Source organism: Marinagarivorans cellulosilyticus (assembly GCF_021655555.1).
In the GTDB taxonomy this organism is placed as follows: domain Bacteria; phylum Pseudomonadota; class Gammaproteobacteria; order Pseudomonadales; family Cellvibrionaceae; genus Marinagarivorans; species Marinagarivorans cellulosilyticus.
In genome coordinates, this window is sequence record NZ_AP023086.1 from 209,619 (window position 1) to 227,302 (window position 17,684).

At 45.1% G+C, this 17,684-nt stretch carries 10 protein-coding genes; 9 read left to right on the forward strand and 1 reads right to left on the reverse strand.

Annotated elements, in window-relative coordinates; all coding sequences use genetic code 11:
- Positions 1 to 121 precede the first annotated feature (121 nt).
- The 7 genes from MARGE09_RS00800 to MARGE09_RS00830 all read left to right on the forward strand — a co-directional run bounded on the left by MARGE09_RS00800 (position 122) and on the right by MARGE09_RS00830 (position 12,955).
- Positions 122 to 2,269, forward strand: coding sequence for an RICIN domain-containing protein (locus MARGE09_RS00800; RefSeq protein ID WP_236985471.1), 2,148 nt, complete (start codon positions 122 to 124; stop codon positions 2,267 to 2,269).
- Between the two features lie 322 nt (positions 2,270 to 2,591).
- The gene (locus MARGE09_RS00805) at positions 2,592 to 3,767 is read left to right on the forward strand and encodes a helix-turn-helix domain-containing protein (protein ID WP_236985472.1); all 1,176 of its coding nucleotides are present in this window, start codon (positions 2,592 to 2,594) and stop codon (positions 3,765 to 3,767) included.
- 349 nt (positions 3,768 to 4,116) lie between these two features.
- Positions 4,117 to 6,534: a DUF1588 domain-containing protein gene (locus MARGE09_RS00810; protein WP_236985473.1), complete on the forward strand. Its 2,418-nt coding sequence runs from the start codon at positions 4,117 to 4,119 to the stop codon at positions 6,532 to 6,534.
- A 56-nt stretch (positions 6,535 to 6,590) separates the two neighbouring features.
- Positions 6,591 to 7,916, forward strand: coding sequence for a DUF1552 domain-containing protein (locus tag MARGE09_RS00815; RefSeq protein ID WP_236985474.1), 1,326 nt, complete (start codon positions 6,591 to 6,593; stop codon positions 7,914 to 7,916).
- 155 nt (positions 7,917 to 8,071) lie between these two features.
- Positions 8,072 to 9,454, forward strand: a complete 1,383-nt coding sequence (locus MARGE09_RS00820) for a class I SAM-dependent methyltransferase (protein WP_236985475.1) — start codon at positions 8,072 to 8,074, stop codon at positions 9,452 to 9,454.
- A gap of 203 nt (positions 9,455 to 9,657) precedes the next feature.
- Positions 9,658 to 11,871, forward strand: a complete 2,214-nt coding sequence (locus MARGE09_RS00825; protein WP_236985476.1) for a right-handed parallel beta-helix repeat-containing protein — start codon at positions 9,658 to 9,660, stop codon at positions 11,869 to 11,871.
- 211 nt (positions 11,872 to 12,082) lie between these two features.
- On the forward strand, positions 12,083 to 12,955 hold the full coding sequence (locus MARGE09_RS00830; RefSeq protein WP_236985477.1) for a carbohydrate-binding protein: 873 nt from the start codon (positions 12,083 to 12,085) through the stop codon (positions 12,953 to 12,955).
- A gap of 774 nt (positions 12,956 to 13,729) precedes the next feature.
- Here the strand turns inward: MARGE09_RS00830 and MARGE09_RS00835 are convergent.
- Positions 13,730 to 13,978, reverse strand: coding sequence for a hypothetical protein (locus tag MARGE09_RS00835; protein ID WP_236985478.1), 249 nt, complete (start codon positions 13,976 to 13,978; stop codon positions 13,730 to 13,732).
- On the opposite strand from MARGE09_RS00835, the gene MARGE09_RS00840 reads away from it, so the two are divergent.
- Together MARGE09_RS00840 and MARGE09_RS00845 are read left to right on the forward strand one after the other, a co-directional pair.
- Positions 13,968 to 15,122 carry an SGNH/GDSL hydrolase family protein gene (locus MARGE09_RS00840; RefSeq protein WP_236985479.1) on the forward strand — a complete coding sequence of 385 codons (1,155 nt, stop codon included), beginning with the start codon at positions 13,968 to 13,970 and terminating at the stop codon, positions 15,120 to 15,122. The two genes, MARGE09_RS00835 and MARGE09_RS00840, sit on opposite strands and share 11 nt — an antisense overlap.
- Positions 15,123 to 15,194: 72 nt before the next feature.
- Positions 15,195 to 17,486: a glycoside hydrolase gene (locus MARGE09_RS00845; RefSeq protein ID WP_236985480.1), complete on the forward strand. Its 2,292-nt coding sequence runs from the start codon at positions 15,195 to 15,197 to the stop codon at positions 17,484 to 17,486.
- Positions 17,487 to 17,684: the final 198 nt, after the last annotated feature.

Sequence of the window (17,684 nt, forward strand, 5' to 3'; positions counted from 1 at the left end):
GCTCATGGGGAATATGTACCGTGAGCTTTATTAAATATGTTAAGCGGGCTGGTGATGTCCCCTGACTTTGGCGTCGTTTTAATCGGTATTTGTATTTATTTTATTAACAGGAGGGGTCCAAATGTTTAAAAAAATGGTTTTACTCAGTATTGCCACAAGCTTGGCGGCTTGTACTGGCGATACGACTACGAGCAGTGTGGGCACGACGAGTTCTGTAGCAGATTCTTCATCTAATACAATGTCGAGTATTGCTAGTTCGAACGTAGCGGTTATTACCAGCAGCTCAAGCTTGGCGAACATTCCGTCAAGCTCTTCGATAATGATTGCAAGTTCATCAAGCGTTAATAATGACACAACTATTTCCATTGAAGAGCAAGGCTTAGGCTTTTGCCGATTTAATGGCCAGATCGAAAGTGCGCATGCTGGGTTTAATGGCGCAGGTTATGTAAATACCGAGAATATGGCAGGCGCTGATATTAGTTGGGAAATCACCTCGTCTGGTGGCCAGGCCGAGGTGCAATTCACCTTTGCCAATGGCGGCGCTGGTCGCGAGGCGAATATTGAAATTAACGGCGTGAATGTTGGTAGCGTTAATTTTATGGCCGATACATGGATCAATTGGCAAACGGTGAGTGTTAATGTCAATTTGAGAAATGGTAGTAATTCTATTCGCCTGGTGAGTACCTCGGACCAAGGTTTAGCCAATATTGATGCAATAACGGTAACTGGTAACGCGGTAGCAGCTGCGGGTTGCCCATTACCAGCGCCAGAGCCAATAGCCGTTAACGAAAGCCGTTGGTTTGCCCTGCAAAATCGCACTAATAATTTGGTGATGGCAATCCAAAATAACGCCGAGAGTGAGGGCGCAGCTTTAGTGCAAGTCGCACGGGGCGATGCGCAAAGCCAGCAATTCCGTTTTGAATCGACCGGCGATAACTACTACCGCCTAATTGCTCGTCATTCCGGGCTTGCACTCGATTTGTTTGAGGCCAATACCAACGATGGTGCCGACCTTGTTCAGTGGGAAGCTAACGATAGGCAAAACCAAGAGTTCCAGGCCTTAAATCTTCAAAATGGATATATTCATCTGGTTAACCGGTTATCTGCTAAAGCGCTTACGCCGGAGTCTAACTCGCCGGTTGCTGGATCGCGCATTACTCAATACGCAAGATCCACAGATGCGGCTCAGCAGTGGGAGCTAATTGACGTAGGCCCCTACAGTAATAGCCAGCCCTCCAATTCTGCCGACTGTGGTGCGGGTACACCCGATGCGATTGTTACCGGTGGCCCCGGCAATTATTCCGTCAATGGCCGTAATGTTGGAGGCAATTATTACGATGCCATAAGCCGCGCTATAGACAGCCTTAATAACAACAGAAGCACCCAAGAGCGCGTTACGGTAATGCCGGATGGCGATATCGGCGATAACTGGATTGATTTACCCAGCAATATTATTTTTGAAGTCTGTGGCACGATGAATGTTGGTGATGTTCGCGGTCGCGGTGCTGTGACGGCTATTGGCGAGCAAAATGTTTCTATTCCGCATTTGAAAATGACAGGTAGTCCTTACTTTGGGCTTCACTTCGCCGGAATGCGCAATTTACATCTGGGCAATATTGAAATTATATTTGATCGCGGAGCAGGCGCTTTGGGTATTCGATTTGAGCGCGATCTAGCCCCAAGTTACGACGTGCAAATGGATTATATTCATGTTGAAAATACCGGTAACCATGGAGTGGAAACGTGGAATGTTGATGGCCTAAAAATTGGCACCATAATCGCGCGCAACACAGCTTATGCAGGATTATTACTCAACAATTCCCGTAATGCCGAAGTTGGTTTGGTCGATGGCGAAAATACCGGTAACGGTACTGGCTATGCCACAATGCGCTTCGCCAATACGAATGGCCGAATTAATGGTGGCTGGCCGACTAATATTCGCGTAGGTAAAGTGGTTTCTCGTGGTGGCGGTCGCGGAATATTCTGTGTGTCTAACTCAGGCGGCGTTGTTATTGACGAAATCGATTTAGCCGACAATGGTAATAATTCAATATTAATAGAGAACTGCCATAATTTTACCATTAATGGCGGCACAATTAATGGCGGTGGTGAGTTCCGCATTGCGGCGCGAAATGAATTTCCGAACACCAGCGATATTACTGTTTCCAATGTTCGGGTGAGTAATACCGATGTGAGAGAATCCCCTTGTGCCGATAATTCTAGTTGGGACATCACTGTAACAGGGGGAAGAGATAATACATGTAATTAATGGGGAATATATTGCCATTAATTGTTTAATAAAAACGCCACACATACATGTGTGTGGTGTTTTTATTTTTTAGATGTTTCGTGTTTACACATAATAATAAAATAATAAATATTTTTTTGTATTTCTGGTTTTAATTCTCTCAACTTTCCAAGTATTGAAAAGTTCTATAGCTTTTAGTGGCTAATCATAATGCTTTGTGCGTTTAATCACTTAATAGAAATTTTACAATTTCTTGTAATAAATTTCGTCTAGGTGGTCAAAAAAAAAGCTTTAAAGCTCGGTTATACTGAATTGTAAATGTCGTTTGATATGAGTAATAAAAATGCTCAAACTTACTAAAAAAGAAAGCAAAGCGTTGTTGATCAGTTTTTTTGTAACAGCGGCGGGGCTTTATATTGCTGTGCATTATTCTAAGGTTTACATCCCTTTGTTATCTGCAGATAAAAATATTTACCCTTGGACGTTTTCATCCGTTTCTGATCAGGAAAGCGGTGGTGCTTCTGAACTCAATGTAATAGAGGTGGCTCCGGCCTTGCGTTTTAACTTTAGGCTACCTCAGGCGTATTCTCACCCTTGGGTTGCTTTTACGCTTGAATTTGCGGGCTTTGATGGCGCGTCTGAATATGTCGATTGGTCGCAATACAAAACCTTAAACCTAATGGTGGCCTGTGACCCCAAAAATGTACTGTCCTTTACCCTGTACACCTTTGAAGCTGGCTTTACGAAGGTAGGGCACTTTATGACCCACAGAAATTCAGGTGTGTTCTTTAAGTGCCATGAGGGCAAGCAGCGGGTTGTGATTGAGCTAGACAACCTTACAACACCGGATTGGTGGTTAATACAAAATGGTTTGCACTTGTCTGATCAGCAATACCATCTAGACAAGGTTGTGGGTATTGCTCTTCACAATTCGCCGCAAAGTCCCCGCCAAACTTTATCAGGCGTGGCTGTTTATTCGGCTGTATTAGAAGGACGTGATTGGCAGATGATCACTGTCGCATGCTGCGTGTTTGCGATTATTTGGCTTGGAGTGTTGGGCTGGGGATTGCAGTTGCGTAAAACATTACAGGTGAATAGTGCTGCTCTGCGAATAACAGATGATGCGAAAAAGGAACCAGTCTTTGCACCCTACCAGCAGTTGCCTCGAGTGAACCAGACTGGCACCAACAAGACCAAAGATGCAGTTTTAAGCTATATAGCAACAGAGTATGCCAACCCAGATCTGAATATAGAAATGGTGGCTTCTGCAACGGCTGCGAATAGAGCCAAAATTAATGAAATTCTTAAGAATGAATATGGCTTTACCTTTAGTGTTTACTTGAATAAGTTACGCTTAGCTGAAGCGGCACGCTTACTTCACGATGATGATTTAAGCGTCGCAGATGTGGCTGATGGGGTGGGTTATGGCAGCCCGTCCTACTTTATAACGCTTTTCAAAAAAGAATATGGCTGCACGCCAAGTAGTTATAAAAATCATAAAACGACAGCCTCCTCTTAAGCGGCGGCTCGTTCTAACTTTTACTACACCGGCTAGGCAGAATTTAGAAGACCCTTTTTTACGATAGCTGCGGAATTACATCACAGCTCTTATTTAAAGTTTAAGTTTTAAAACTTTATTTTTGGAATTTAATACGTTTAGCGGAAAAGTCAGCGTTAGCATTGTTGTAAGCGGCCACAAGTTGAGGGTTAGTGGTGTGGCTATTTTTACAGATTAACTTTGAACCGCTGGGAGCTATATCAATTTATTGCATAGCTCGAAAAATAATAAAGGCATTGTCGTACTGCGAGTGTACATATTGACCAGCAGGGTATGTCGGATCTATTAATGCTAATAAAGGTAGAATTGTATGATCAAAAAAAGTTATAAATATATTTTGCTGGCAGCCGCGGCAATGGCGATAGCGGGATGCGATGGGGGCGTTGCAAGTTCAAGCGATGCCGTCAGTTCTACCCCGAGTGGCAACACAAATAGCATGCCGGCAGTCTCAAGTCAGGCCACTTCAAGTGCGCCGGTGGTGTCATCAACCCCAGTCGTAGTTGCTAGCTCCTCCTCGGGTGGTGGTTTCATTTTTGATTCCGATCCGGTAGTTACCACTAGTCCCACGATAGAAGCTGAAGCTCACGAAAACCAAGAGATGTTCGCTCCGTTTGAAGTGCAAAGCGAAGGCGAGCGCACCTTTATTGTTGCCGAAGGCGTAAGAAATAACGATGCGGTTGACGACGCAACAGGACAGGCGCATTACACCATTACAGCCTCTGATACCACAATTGCACTTTATTCCACGCTTAATTTACGCGACGAGGAGCGCGATAGTTTCTTTATTAAAATCGAGGGCTTGTCAGACGAGTGGCTAATGGAAAATAGCCGCACAACAAACGGCTTCGAGGAGCTATTACTGGGTAGCTGGAATAATGCCGTCGCTGGCGAAACTTATACCCTCAAACTGCTTCGGCGCGAAAGTGGTGCTCAGATTGATAGCCTGCGTGTAGAAGGTGCCATGTTTGGTGTTACGGCTCCGGCTGAAAATCCATTTCTGATCGGTAAGCAATTCTATGAAGACGAGGCGCTTGCCTGCGTAGATTGCCACGGTATTAATGATGATGGCGTTGGAGCACACCATGAGGGTCTCGTCGGTTGTACATTCTGCAGTGACCACAATGCACTGGCCGACATAATTGAATCAACCATGCCTAAACAGGATCCATCAGCGTGCGACGCTGAATGTGCGGCTTACATCGCCTACTATGTGAAAAAGCAATTTAACCCCGAAAGGCCGGCAGAACCCATCGCACCGACCAAAACGCGCGCATGGCTTCTTACTGCCACCGAATACCGCGCCACACTGACAGAACTACTAGGTTTACCGTCTAACTATGGCTGGATGGAAGGATTTACCGATGTTTCTGATGATGAGCATTACTACACAAGCTCTGATCATCTATTTGTGTCACAGCCAACCGCCCTTTATTTCCTCGAGCAAAGTGAGGCGATTGCCAGCGGCTTAAGTGAAGCACAACTCAGCGCCATGAGCCCTTGTAACCTAGGGCAAGAGGCCTGTATTACTGAGTTTACGCGCAGTTTTGCTTCGCGAGCGTTCCGTAAAGATTTAACCAACCAAGAAGCGGACCGCTACCTCGTTATGGCAGAAGATGTTACGGGTCTAGACCGGTACCGCCAAGTGATTGTCGGCATACTCAATTCGCCCTTCTTTTTATATCGCACGGAAATAGGCAACAACGCAAACATAGTTGAAGGCGATACAACGCAGTTAACCGGCTACGAAGTTGCCAGCCTTATTTCTTATGCACTTACAGGCAAACCACCAACAGATGAGCTAATGCAAGCCGCGAGAGATGGCGAACTAAATTCAATCGCCTCGATTCGCCTTGTGATTAACGAGATGCTAACCCAGCCTGACGTTACAGAACGCCTACACAGCTTTATTCGCGCTTGGTTATTAGTGGACGAAGGCAAGTGGCCCGGTGTCGAGCATTCCGACGTGGCTTGCGGTAATTTTGACGCAGCAAAAGACGCCATCGAGGGCGAATTGGAGCAGTTTTTAAGGTCTAACGCGACTATCAATAGTAGCTTAGAGGGGCTATTTACGGCTGCACTACCCGAGCCAACTGGTGCGCTGCGCGAGTACTACCTAAGCAATAACGATCCTGCCGGCGTAGGCCCGCAGCGTAAAGGTGTGCTGAGTAGCGGCATATTTGCTGCTCGGCACGCACAGTATTCAACGCCGTCTCCAGTCATGCGCGGTGTCATTATGCGCAAGCGACTATTGTGCCAGGAGCTTCCAGAACCTCCAGCTAATGTTCCCATGTTGGGCGAAGTTGGATCCGCTCCGAACGTAATAACTAATCGCGACGTGTTTCAAGCGCACCTTACGGATGCCGCATGTAGCGGATGCCACAAATTAATGGATCCACTGGGCTTTACTCTGGAGCATATGGACGCCTGTGGCCGTTACCGCACGGTTGACAATGGTGGCGATATTGATGCCTCAGGGGAGATTTACTTAACGGATTTCGACATGCCTGTTAACGGTATAGATGAACTAAGTACTGCCTTTTCTAATCAGCCAGAAGTCAGAGAGTGTTTTGTATCGCACGCCTATCAGTTTTACCGCGGCATGGATTCAGACCAAACGCCTAGAGCCCTGACCGAATTGATAGCAGGCAATCTAGAAGTTAACGACAGTCTTCGTGATGTGATTGTTGGGCTGTTAACACACGAAAGCATCTTAACTCGTGCGCGCTAAACATATTCCCTTAGCTCCGCGCCAGTTCGCGGAGCTTCTGAAGAGAGATAATTATTATGTATAAACTTCCAAGAAGAGAACTATTAAAATCGGCGGCAGGCAGCTTACTCTTGGCGCCACTATTAAGATCCAGAAACTTGTTTGCACAAAATAATCAGCCCAAACGTTTTGTTATCTTTAACGCAGCAGGCTCATTTGTACCGCAATGGTTCCCGACAAACCCCGGCAGAAACTACAACTTACGCAGGCCCAATACCGCTTTTGAGCCATTGAAAGACGACTGTATTTTTTTACAGAATATGCGGCACTCTACCTCACGCGGTAACCACCACGAGCGAGGAATGGTAACCGCCTATAGCGCGGCGGGTAGTGATGACGGTGATATCACGCTTGATCAGGTTATTGCTAGAAGCCTTCGGGGCCAGGCGGACGCTGCACCGATTGAGTATATTGCTCAAGGCTTATATGGCGGCCGAAATAATGACATGCGATCTCTGATGACGTACACCGGCCCTCGCCGCCGGATTGACCCAGAGGAGTCTGCTCGCGCCAATTATAATCGAATTTTTAATGGTGCCAGCCCTACAACAGTCACGGGCGCGCAATCCAATTCATTGGATCAACGACTCAAATGTTTTGATGTAGCTAAAGAAGATTTAACAAAAATTCAAAGTTATTTGGGCTACGACGAGCGCGCCAAACTCGAACAACATATTGACTCACTACTAACCTTATCGAATGAGCTTAAAGCCAATATTGAGCCGCCAAGTCAAGTCAGAATCTGTGAAGATATCGAACTCTTTGGAGACAGAAACACGGTTCGAGAAGAACAGTCGTTAGTTAATGGTGTAACTAACCTGATGAACCTGACCTCTGCTGCCTTTCAATGCGACCGTACTCGCGTTATGACCATGCAAGTGGGCTTTTCGGGTGATCACTACAATCGTCTGCGCGGCTTTAGAGCCGGTACCATGACCCGCGATAGCTGGCACGATCATATTCACCACCAAGCAAGTAGCACCAATCACCGGTATTACGGCGAGTGGATGTGGATGTGTGAACTATGGTCAGAAAAGTTAGCGGGCCTTGCTAATAGCCTTAAAGCGATCCCAGAAGGCGATGGCACCATGCTGGATAACACAATTATTTTGTGGGGCTCAGAAATGGGTATTGCGCATAGCCACAGCCCCGACAATGTTCCTCATTTAGTGATCGGCGGGCGCAATATGGGCGTGGATTCTGGTCAGTATATTGACTTTGGTCGTGGCAATCGCCAAGACCACGCCAAGCTGTTAACCAGTATTAAACATGCCTTTGGCATTATGGATAATGGTATGGGTAATAGGCCTAACTCGGGGCCATTGGCGGGTATTTTAAGATAGTAAAAGTAATCGGTGTCTCAGTTTAGAGGCACCGATTTTAGATAAAAATATACTTATTCAAAGAGCAGTAACTCATCCATTCTAAAAAACTAATTATTTTTATTAATTCCCGCTAGCTTTCAGTGGCTTATGGAGCCTCAGGTCGGTATTACTCAATGAAAAATGAAGGCTACATAGATAGCATTATTGACTTAATTTGTTGCCCGAATTGCGGCAGTGATTTCTCAGCGAAAATAAGCGAAAAAACGTTTAAATGTCCCAGATGCTTAACCACCTATTTTTCGCTCGGGGGTATACCCTGTATATTTGAGAATGGTATAGAAGAGCTTGAAAACTGGAGGCAACAGCTGGGCTTACTTCAGCAGCAAGGGCAAAAAAGTATCGACGGCATACGTTCGATTTCAAAGCTTCCGTATTTGGTTGACGAAACAAAAAGTAGAATGGACGAGCACGCTAAATCCAATACCTACAGTCAGAAATCAATCATCGATCTTTTTAAGTCTGTAGGCGTTAGTCCGGCCTTGAATGCGAATAGCGACGTTAGGCAGGTAGGTCGACTTGCGCAATATCATGAGTTATTTCTTAGAGACTGGTGTTGGGGTGATCAAGAAATAGCGCAATTCGAAAACACGGAAAACAACCTTGCATCCGGTAAAATAATTGAAATTCTCAATAATGGAGAGGCCTTCGATAATGTTTTATTCCTTGGGTCTGGGGCTGGGCGGCTAAGCTGGGATATTCATGAGCACCTTCAGCCAAAGGCTACTGTTGCGCTTGATATGAACCCGCTATTGAGTTTGATTGCTGACAAGATGATCAAAAAGCTTTCCCCCATGAAGTTTTCTGAATGCAAAGAACACGCTCCAATTGACTCTCAGCAGACGCGTTACTGGCCTTTATCTCCCATCCCAAAAAATACACATTTAGCTGACACCTGGTTTCCACTGATGGCGGACGCTTGGAGTGTTCCGCTCAAAAAACACAGCTTCGATTTAATCGTAACGCCTTGGTTTATTGATATTAACGGTGAAGATGTTAGGGATTTTTTAGGGCTATTAGATTACTTACTGAAACCAGGAGGGCTTTGGATAAACAGCGGCCCTCTACTTTACGGCCCCAATACACCCATCGAGCAAAAGTACGGGGCTAATGAAATTAGAAGCCTGGTAAAAACTGCCGGCTTTACAATAGAGTCTGATCAATCGTATTCCACCCCGTACCTTTACTGCCCAAACAGTAGCCGCTATAGGGTGGAGCAAATATGGTTATTTTCCTCGCGAAAAGCAAATAATCAGTTAGAGCGCAGCGCGAAGGAAAAATATTCATGGATCCTCTTGCCTCATTTACCTATACCGGCACATATTCAATGCCCGGCGTCGGCAAGCCGCGAAGTTCATAGTGTGTTCGCCTTCATTGATGGAAAGCTAAGTGTAAATGATATTAGCCTAAAGATCGCACCTCATTTACCACCGGATATACCGGCGCGGGATTATGTTATTGCAGCATTGCTAACCCATGCTTCGGGCAGCTCTAGGTAGCGACAGTACCGTTTTTATGCGTTTAGATTTTTAAGGATTTTGCGTGGATTTTTCGTGCAGCATAGTGCAGATAATCTCTTTATTAATTAGGGCTTATCAAGCCTTAAAGTACGAGAATAAATAGGGTGGACGTTTGTAGTCTAAGGCGCGTCCTATTGGTTTAACTTAAGAGGTACTTTAATTTAATAACAAGGAGTTAAAAAATGATCGATAGTATTTATAAAAAAGAATTTTTTTTAAAGGGAAAAACTGTATTAAGGGGTTTTGCCGCTACTGGCCTATTGGCCTGTGCAGGATTGCAAGCGAATTATACCGCCGCAGAAACTTGTTACGCGGATAGCATAACCGCCCTACAGGACTGCCTCAATGCAGCAGAAGCGGATGAAGACAATTGGCACGAAATTCAGCTTAAAGAAAGAACCTATTACCTCACCAGCCCATTAACGCTGACAAAAGGTAAGGTACGCTTGGTTGGTGCTGGGCGTGTATCAAACAACCCCAATAGTAGTAGGGCAGGTGAGTCCTATTCAGCACATATCGAGCGAGCTTCAGATCGTAGAGCCCTTGATCGTGCAAAATTTTTTGTTTTAGATGGTCAAGATCAAACGCGTATTTTTAGTGCTATTGCGGATGGAGCGAATGAAAATAATCCTGGTGAAGGCGCAAGCGGGCTTTTAACTCTCTACGTTCAGGGCGTAACCTTTAAAAATGGTAACCCATCGGATAATTTAGGTGGTGGGGGACTAAGGTTTATCGGCCGAAAGCTGATCGTCGAGCATTCTATATTCACGGGTAATAGTGACTCTGCGCTTTGGCATTATGCCGGCGATCAACAGTCAATTACAGATTCCTATTTTTACAATAACACTGCTGAATATTCCAGCGCTGAAGCATGTCCTCCTTCCGGTGAGCCAGAGCCCAAGTTTTGGGGCGGGGCAATTACCGCCGACGGCAGTGATTATGAAATTTATAGAAGTACATTCGAAAACAATCACGGTTGCCACGGGGGTGCAATATACACCAAAGCCGAGACGGGGCTTTATGCTTCTACTGTTACTAATAACTCAGCGAAAAAGGGTGGAGGAGTATATATTGCTAATGGATTTAACGGTGCTGCAGGTATAACCCATTCAACTATTTATGCTAACCATGCATCAGTTGAGGGTGGTGGGTTGTATTTTGAACAGCAGCAAAGCGTTGAGAGATGGTCGTTTTACAACAATATATTGGCAGGAAATACTGCTTTAAACAGCACCTTCTCCGATTGTTATTTAGAGGGGGAGCCTATAGCCATTTATAGTGACGACAGGCAAATTGTTGACAAAAACATACTCGGCAGAATCGGTGTCGGTTCAGGCAACGGTTGTAGTCACTGGTTAATTTATAACAGCGATCAGGCAACCGGTGTATTAGATCCCGAGCTGGAAGAGCTTGCCTATAATGGCAACATTGGGCTGCAATTAAAAACACACCTACCCAAAGCCTCAAGTATTTCTTTAGGTGTTGCCGAAAGCTTTAATGGCGAGTGCTCCGACCAGCGCACAAGAGGTAACACAATCGCCACCTCGCCACAAAATAAATGCGCTGTCGGCGCAACACAACGAATACAGCAGGTGAATGGCACCTTGGGTGCTGGTGAGGCTGCATTTGTATATTCACAAACGTATAAGATGGTTCTGACCGAAAGCCAAGAAATTCAAATAGATATGATCTCTGATGAAGCCGATGCCCGGCTGACTCTGACAGACGCAAGCCATAATGTAATAGCAGACAACACCAATTCTCCTCTCTCAGCTAGCGACGCAAGAATTACGCGGCAATTGAGTGCCGGTACTTACTATATTAGTGCTATGCACGAAACCTCTTCGGGGTTTGAGTCTTATCCAAGGGATTATTTTCTTAGTGTGAATGCAGAAGTTCAACTAACGCCCAGCTTAGTGCTTATCGATATCGCTGACATAGCAAGTAATCTAACTCTAGGGCAAACAGGAAGTGGCCGCTGGGAGCTAGCTAACTATCCTCGCCCGCCTAATACGCGTAGCGAGTATTTTTATAGGATTGACCCGAATCCATGGGGAGGTTCAGCTATTTTTGAAAGTGATTTTTTTGACCCGGAAGATGCACAGTTATATTTCAAATATTTTATAAACGGTGAGAGTTCTGGTTCATTGTATTTAGATGTAGAGATAGACGGTATTTGGCACTTTGACTATTGGATTAGAAAAGGCAGCGTTTCAAACCATAGATCACCAGATTGGCAGCAAGCGAGCTACGATTTTAATGCTCTGGCCGAACAAGGACACGATAAAATTAGAATCAGAATCTACGGATCGCAATATCAACCCTTTAATAGCAGCCACTTGTTGTTGCTGGATAGTATATCAATATCTCGATACTCAACATGGATGGGGTGGTAGTTCATTATTAACTACGTTTTAAATATGGCACGCTAGGACTTTTAGCGCACACCTTAATTCTTTTGTAAAAGAATTAACCAACCGTAGGTAATCGGTTGATTAAAGGCCCAGCCAAGGTTGGTTGCTATAAACTGATCTGGCTGGGATGTTTTTGTCGTTGCTGTTTAGTAAGCACATTCTAGTAAATACATTAAATTATTAAGGACTTAAAATGAACGACTCTAAAATAATATTTAAAAGTACATCGTTATTGTTGGCTCCAGCAATAGCGGCTTGCTTGGCTATGCCGGCTAGTGCTGCTGATGTGATTTATCAAGCGGAAGAGCAAACTTGGTCGCAAGCGGTTTTTGAAACCACCAATGCGGGCTACACTGGTACAGGTTATGTGAATACTAATAACGTAGCAGGTAGTTATGTTGAATTCACTGTAGAGGTGCCTAGTGATGGCAATTATTCATTGGCATCGCATTATGCTAATGGTACTGGTAGCAATCGGCCTATAGATTTGTCTATAAATGGTGAATTTAAATTGCCGCAGTTGTCATCTACTCCAACAGGGTCTTGGGCGACATGGAATACCGAAAGCTTTAGTGTGAATTTATTGGCTGGCAGTAATACCATTCGTATGATTGGTGCTGGAAATTCAGGTGCACCAAATATTGATGCATTAACAGTGACTATAGACCCGTTAGTGCACGGGGTAGCTTATCAAGCCGAAAATCAAAGTTTTTATAATGCGGTTGTAGAAAACGAGCATACTGGTTATACGGGAACAGGGTATGTGAATGGCAGTAATGACGAGCATACATACATAGAATTTACTGTTTCGGTGCCAAACGATGGTACTTACAATGCAGCATTCCGTTTTGCTAACGGTGGCTCTGCGGCTCGCCCTACGGATTTAGCGGTTAATGGTGAGTTTAAAATATATGGCCCCAGTTTTTCGACGACAGGCGGCTGGACTTCATGGGCAACAGAAGCCACAACCTTTAATTTAACGGCAGGAGAAAATACCATTACCCTTATTGGTAATAGCCCAGACGGCCCGCCTAATTTGGATTCGTTAACAATATCACCTCAATAGTCTGTAGTGAAATAGTGGCCAGATACCGATAATAAAATCCCTACTAATATTTACCCTAACGTTGCATTAACTTTTGGCCCAGGATCGCTTCGCTGCTTCTATAGCAGTATTTCTAACGTCGTACTCAATTTTTCTGGATCTCACCTAGAGTGACTAGTATCAATCCAAAAAAATCTCCGTTCAACGCTATAAATACCACTCTTAAACCTAGAAACCGCAGTTGAGAGTCAAAAAGATGCGTATTCCGCTGGTGTGCATGGCGTGTAGTAAAAATGTGTAGTCACCTTATTGGTGATGAATCATTTTTATCACGCGTCAGGTGCACCAAGGGGATGCGTAGACTTTGATGGTTCAACTGCGGTTTTTAGGTTAAAGCTCCTGAACTCAATATCTATTGCAACGTTAGGGTTTAGTAGGGTTTTATGCTAGAAATGCTAGCAATAATTCTTTTTAACTTTGGGTAGATAATAAATATAATAATTTTGAGGTGGTTGTTTACGTTTCTTAGTTCTGTCTATTGCGTCGATATTTTTATATCAAAAGACCGTTTGAGGTATTGCCTTATAGATTAATTTTATTTTTTGAAAGCTAAAACCATTTATCGAGTGTGTCGAACTTCACAAATTGTAAGCCTCCCCATTTTTCTCCGTATTGTATCCACATTTTACGCATAAAATGAAGGCTGAAAAATAATAGAAATACGCAGGGTATTCGGCCTAGTGCGCACTAAAAATTTACAATCTAGATTACTATCGAGAGAAGAAAGATGAAAAATTACACGACCTTATTATTTTGCTCTGGTTTAAGCTTGGGGTTATTGGGCTGCGGAGGGGATTCGGTAGGTAGTTCATCGCAATCACTTTCGGTAGTTTCGTCCAGCCTTGCGAGTTCGACTGCTATTTCGAGTACTAGCAGCGCCCCAAGTCTGTCTAGCGCTGCAAATGTTTCGAGCATTTTACCGGTAAGCAGTTCGCAGGTACCTGCCAGTTCGTCTTCAGTAAGCAATACCGTGGTGACTACCATTGAAGAAGGCGATCGCGCATTTTGTGAATTTAGTGGTGTGATTGAATCGGATCACCAAGGTTATGAAGGGCCTGGTTATGCCAACGGTGTAAATTCGGCGGGTGTAAAACTGACATGGGCCATAACACTGGAGCGCGCGGGTAATTATCCCATTGCGATACGCTACGCGAATGGCAGTGCCGAGCCAAGGCCAGCGCGCCTTGCTGCCGGTGAACAAACAGCGGCTTTAGATTTTTCTTCGACCACGGCTTGGGCCGAATGGCAAAGTGAACAGGCAAGCCTTTTTCTCTCTGCGGGAGTAAATATTATTACCCTAGAGGCTTTGGAAGCTGCAGGGCTGGCCAATATCGATTCGATCAGTATTACCGGTGCGCAAACGGTCGCTGCAGGTATGTGTCCTAAACTCCCACCGATAACCGTATGGATTGCTGGCGATTCAACCGTAGCCAATGGTCGCACGCCTTGCCCGGTAGGATGGGGGAAAACCATTGGCGAGTATTTTAATGACAAAGTGACAGTGCAAAATTATGCCGTTGGTGGGCGTAGCGTGCGCACCTGGCTTTATGATGTTTCTGATCAAATGGCCAGTAATGGTGAGTGTCGAATAGCGACAAATAACGATGGCTCTCCGGTATTACAAAACCGTTGGGTGACTACGTTATCGCAAATGCAGGCTGGTGATTATTTATTGATTCAGTTTGGTATTAACGATGGCTCGCGTACTTGCCCAAGGCATGTTGGCGGTAATGCTTTTAAAGAAGAATATTTGTATATGGCTAACGAGGCCATTAAACGCGGCGCGCATCCCGTATTTATTACACCGGCACCAGCGGTGAGGTGCAGCGGCAGTACCGCTGTGGCTAGCAGAGGTTTTATAACAGAAACATTTTCTGCCGCGCAAGAGCTGAATATACCGGTTTTAGATTTACATAAACTAGGCACCGATTTATATAACCAACTGGCATTTTGCCCAGTAGCCGGAGGAGGTGTTTCGGCCAATACGGGGGGCGCCGTGGGTAATTTTTTCTGCGACGATCATACCCATTTTGATACGCCCGGCGCGGTACAAATTAGTGAATTAATCGCAAACGAATTACGTGCGCAAGGTGTAGCTCTAGCCGATTATATTGAGGATGCTCGATAAGATTGCGACAGGCATCATATGCGTGCGGCACCTGCCGGCGCATTATTTAATTATTCAACAAAGGCTCTTTTCATGATGAAGCAATACACAGGTTTGCATTATTTTTTCGCTGAAAATATCGGTAAGGTAATTTCAGGCCTCAGTTTAGTTGCGTTGCTTGCGGCTTGTGACGGAGGCTCCAGTGCGGTATCTAGCCAGGTTATTGTCAATGACAGTAGCTCTTCTGTAGAGGGGGCATCTTCATTCAGTGCGACTAGTGATTATTCCTCCAGTAGTATGGCTTATTTGGCCTCATCCAGTGCTTCATCCGTAACGGTTGAAGAACCTGTTGTGGCGGAAGATATCTTGCCACTTGTGGCGCCGGGTTTTGGCGGTAACCTCACTAGCCAGCAAGCAGCGGATGTGACCTTTACCATTGATGTAACATCAACTGAGCAAAAAATAGAAAGTTTTGGGGCATCGGATGCTTGGAGTATTCAGCATGTAGGGTTGTGGCAAAGCGCCCCGGATATTGCCAAGTTGTTATTTTCTACGGAGCTGGATGATGCGAATAATCCAGCGGGTATTGGTTTATCGCTATGGCGATTTAATATCGGCGCCGGTAGCGCAAGCCAGAATAATATTAGCGATACCTGGCGACGATCCGAAACATTTTTAAACGCAAATGGCAGTTATGATTGGAGTAAGCAGCAAGGGCAGCAGCAGTTTATGCAGTTGGCAAAGTCGCATGGCGTAGAACATTACGTGGCTTTTTCCAATAGCCCGCCAATATCCCTAACACGCAATGGCAATGCTTTTGGCGAAGGGGGAGGCACCAGTAATTTACCGGCAAATAATGTAGACCGTTTTTCGCAATTTTTAGTGGATGTCTGGAAATACTTCGCCAACCCCGAGGGCCCCAATATTGCTTTCGATTACATTAGCCCCGTTAACGAACCCCAGTGGAATTGGGCGCAAAGTAATGGCCAGGAAGGTAACCCCTATACCAATAGCGAAATTGCAAACCTGGTGAAATCGCTGGATTCAGCAATTACTGCACAGGGCATTAATACGCAAATCGAAATTCCCGAAGCGGCCCAGCTTAATTTCTTTTATGAAAACCGAGACCAGCGCGGCAACCAGTTGGCAGAGTTTTTTGATAATGGCAGTGTTAATCGCGTAAATAACCTGAATAGTGTGGCCAATAAAATTGCAGGCCATAGTTACTTTACCACTTGGCCGGTAAGCACTTTAATTTCGACGCGCCAAGCAATAGCTAATAATTTACGTCGTTACCCGGGTACCCGATTTTGGATGTCGGAATATTGCGTTTTAGAGGATAACCCAGAAGTTGCGGGCAGCCGAGATGTTAAACGCATAGAGCCTGCGCTTTATACCGCAAGGGTCATTCATCACGACTTAACACTGGCCAATGCAACCTCGTGGCAATGGTGGCTGGCGGTGTCTGCTTATAATTATAACGATGGCTTGGTGTATGTCAGTAAAAATGAAAACGAAGGTTATCAAACCAGCAAAACCCTTTGGGCACTCGGTCAATATAGTCGTTTTATTCGCCCAGGTATGAATCGCGTAGCGTTGTTACGGGACGATCAATTATCGTATGAGCAGCAGGCTCAGTCGCTAATGGCATCTGCTTATCACGATGCGGAATCTGGCCGTGTTGTGTTGGTATTCGTAAATTATAGCGAGCAAAACCAAAACGTGGCGATGCAATTGTTAAATAGCGATTATGCCGTTTCCGAGTGGGTTCCCTATGTAACCTCGGCTAACGATGACCTGACCGCCTATGAGATAGTCGATGGCAGCAGCACCGTGAATATTCCCGCGCGCAGCATTGTTACTTTGGTTTCTGGCAATACAACATTACCGGCAGAACCCTATACATTGCAGTATTTTGTGAATGCGGGAAATATTACCAGCGCAGAACATCCGGCTGGCCTGCTTAACTCCATAGCTGATCAAGCATTTAATCGGGATGCAGACAGTGGCTTAGCTTGGGGGTATGAGAACACAGCGACTTGGGAGCAAGACGAAGGTGGCGATGTATGGCGCACTTTACGGACAGACGAGCAAGATCAAGCTGGGCAAGGTTTAAAATACCGCTTTGAATTGCTCCAAAAAGGCAGCTATAAAGTTTTACTCGGTTTTTATGACCCTTGGGATAACGTCAACCGGTTACAGGATATTCTAATCAACGGGCAATTAATCGAGCAAAACTTTGTGATTAATGGGCAGGCCGTACTTAGCCAAGTTTTGGATAATGTAGAGGGCGAAATTACCGTCGACGTGCTTCGCAGCGCCGCCAATACTGGTATAGATGATGATCCGTTATTAAGTTGGGTACGAATTTTAAAGCGGGATTAATGCGGGGGCGTTTGCGCTTAGTTTTTGCTTGATAAACGCAGGGGTAAGCCTTTTTTTAAAGTAAAAATAAGACGCAATGCGCAATATCAGTATTTGTAGCTAGCTTTTCTTTTGCGTGCCTTTGGCGGGAATTTTTGGTGCCTTTTTTAATAATGTATGGGCCGGTGGCGGTACATTATTAGCGCTGTAAATGGCGAC

Bases quoted from the DNA above. Each gene is read 5' to 3' on its own strand.
- MARGE09_RS00800 (WP_236985471.1), top strand. From the start codon at position 122: ATGTTTAAAAAAATGGTTTTACTCAGTATTGCCACAAGCTTGGCGGCT.
- MARGE09_RS00805 (WP_236985472.1), top strand. From the start codon at position 2,592: ATGCTCAAACTTACTAAAAAAGAAAGCAAAGCGTTGTTGATCAGTTTT.
- MARGE09_RS00810 (WP_236985473.1), top strand. From the start codon at position 4,117: ATGATCAAAAAAAGTTATAAATATATTTTGCTGGCAGCCGCGGCAATG.
- MARGE09_RS00815 (WP_236985474.1), top strand. From the start codon at position 6,591: ATGTATAAACTTCCAAGAAGAGAACTATTAAAATCGGCGGCAGGCAGC.
- MARGE09_RS00820 (WP_236985475.1), top strand. From the start codon at position 8,072: ATGAAAAATGAAGGCTACATAGATAGCATTATTGACTTAATTTGTTGC.
- MARGE09_RS00825 (WP_236985476.1), top strand. From the start codon at position 9,658: ATGATCGATAGTATTTATAAAAAAGAATTTTTTTTAAAGGGAAAAACT.
- MARGE09_RS00830 (WP_236985477.1), top strand. From the start codon at position 12,083: ATGAACGACTCTAAAATAATATTTAAAAGTACATCGTTATTGTTGGCT.
- MARGE09_RS00835 (WP_236985478.1), bottom strand. From the start codon at position 13,978: ATGGTAGTCACCACGGTATTGCTTACTGAAGACGAACTGGCAGGTACC.
- MARGE09_RS00845 (WP_236985480.1), top strand. From the start codon at position 15,195: ATGATGAAGCAATACACAGGTTTGCATTATTTTTTCGCTGAAAATATC.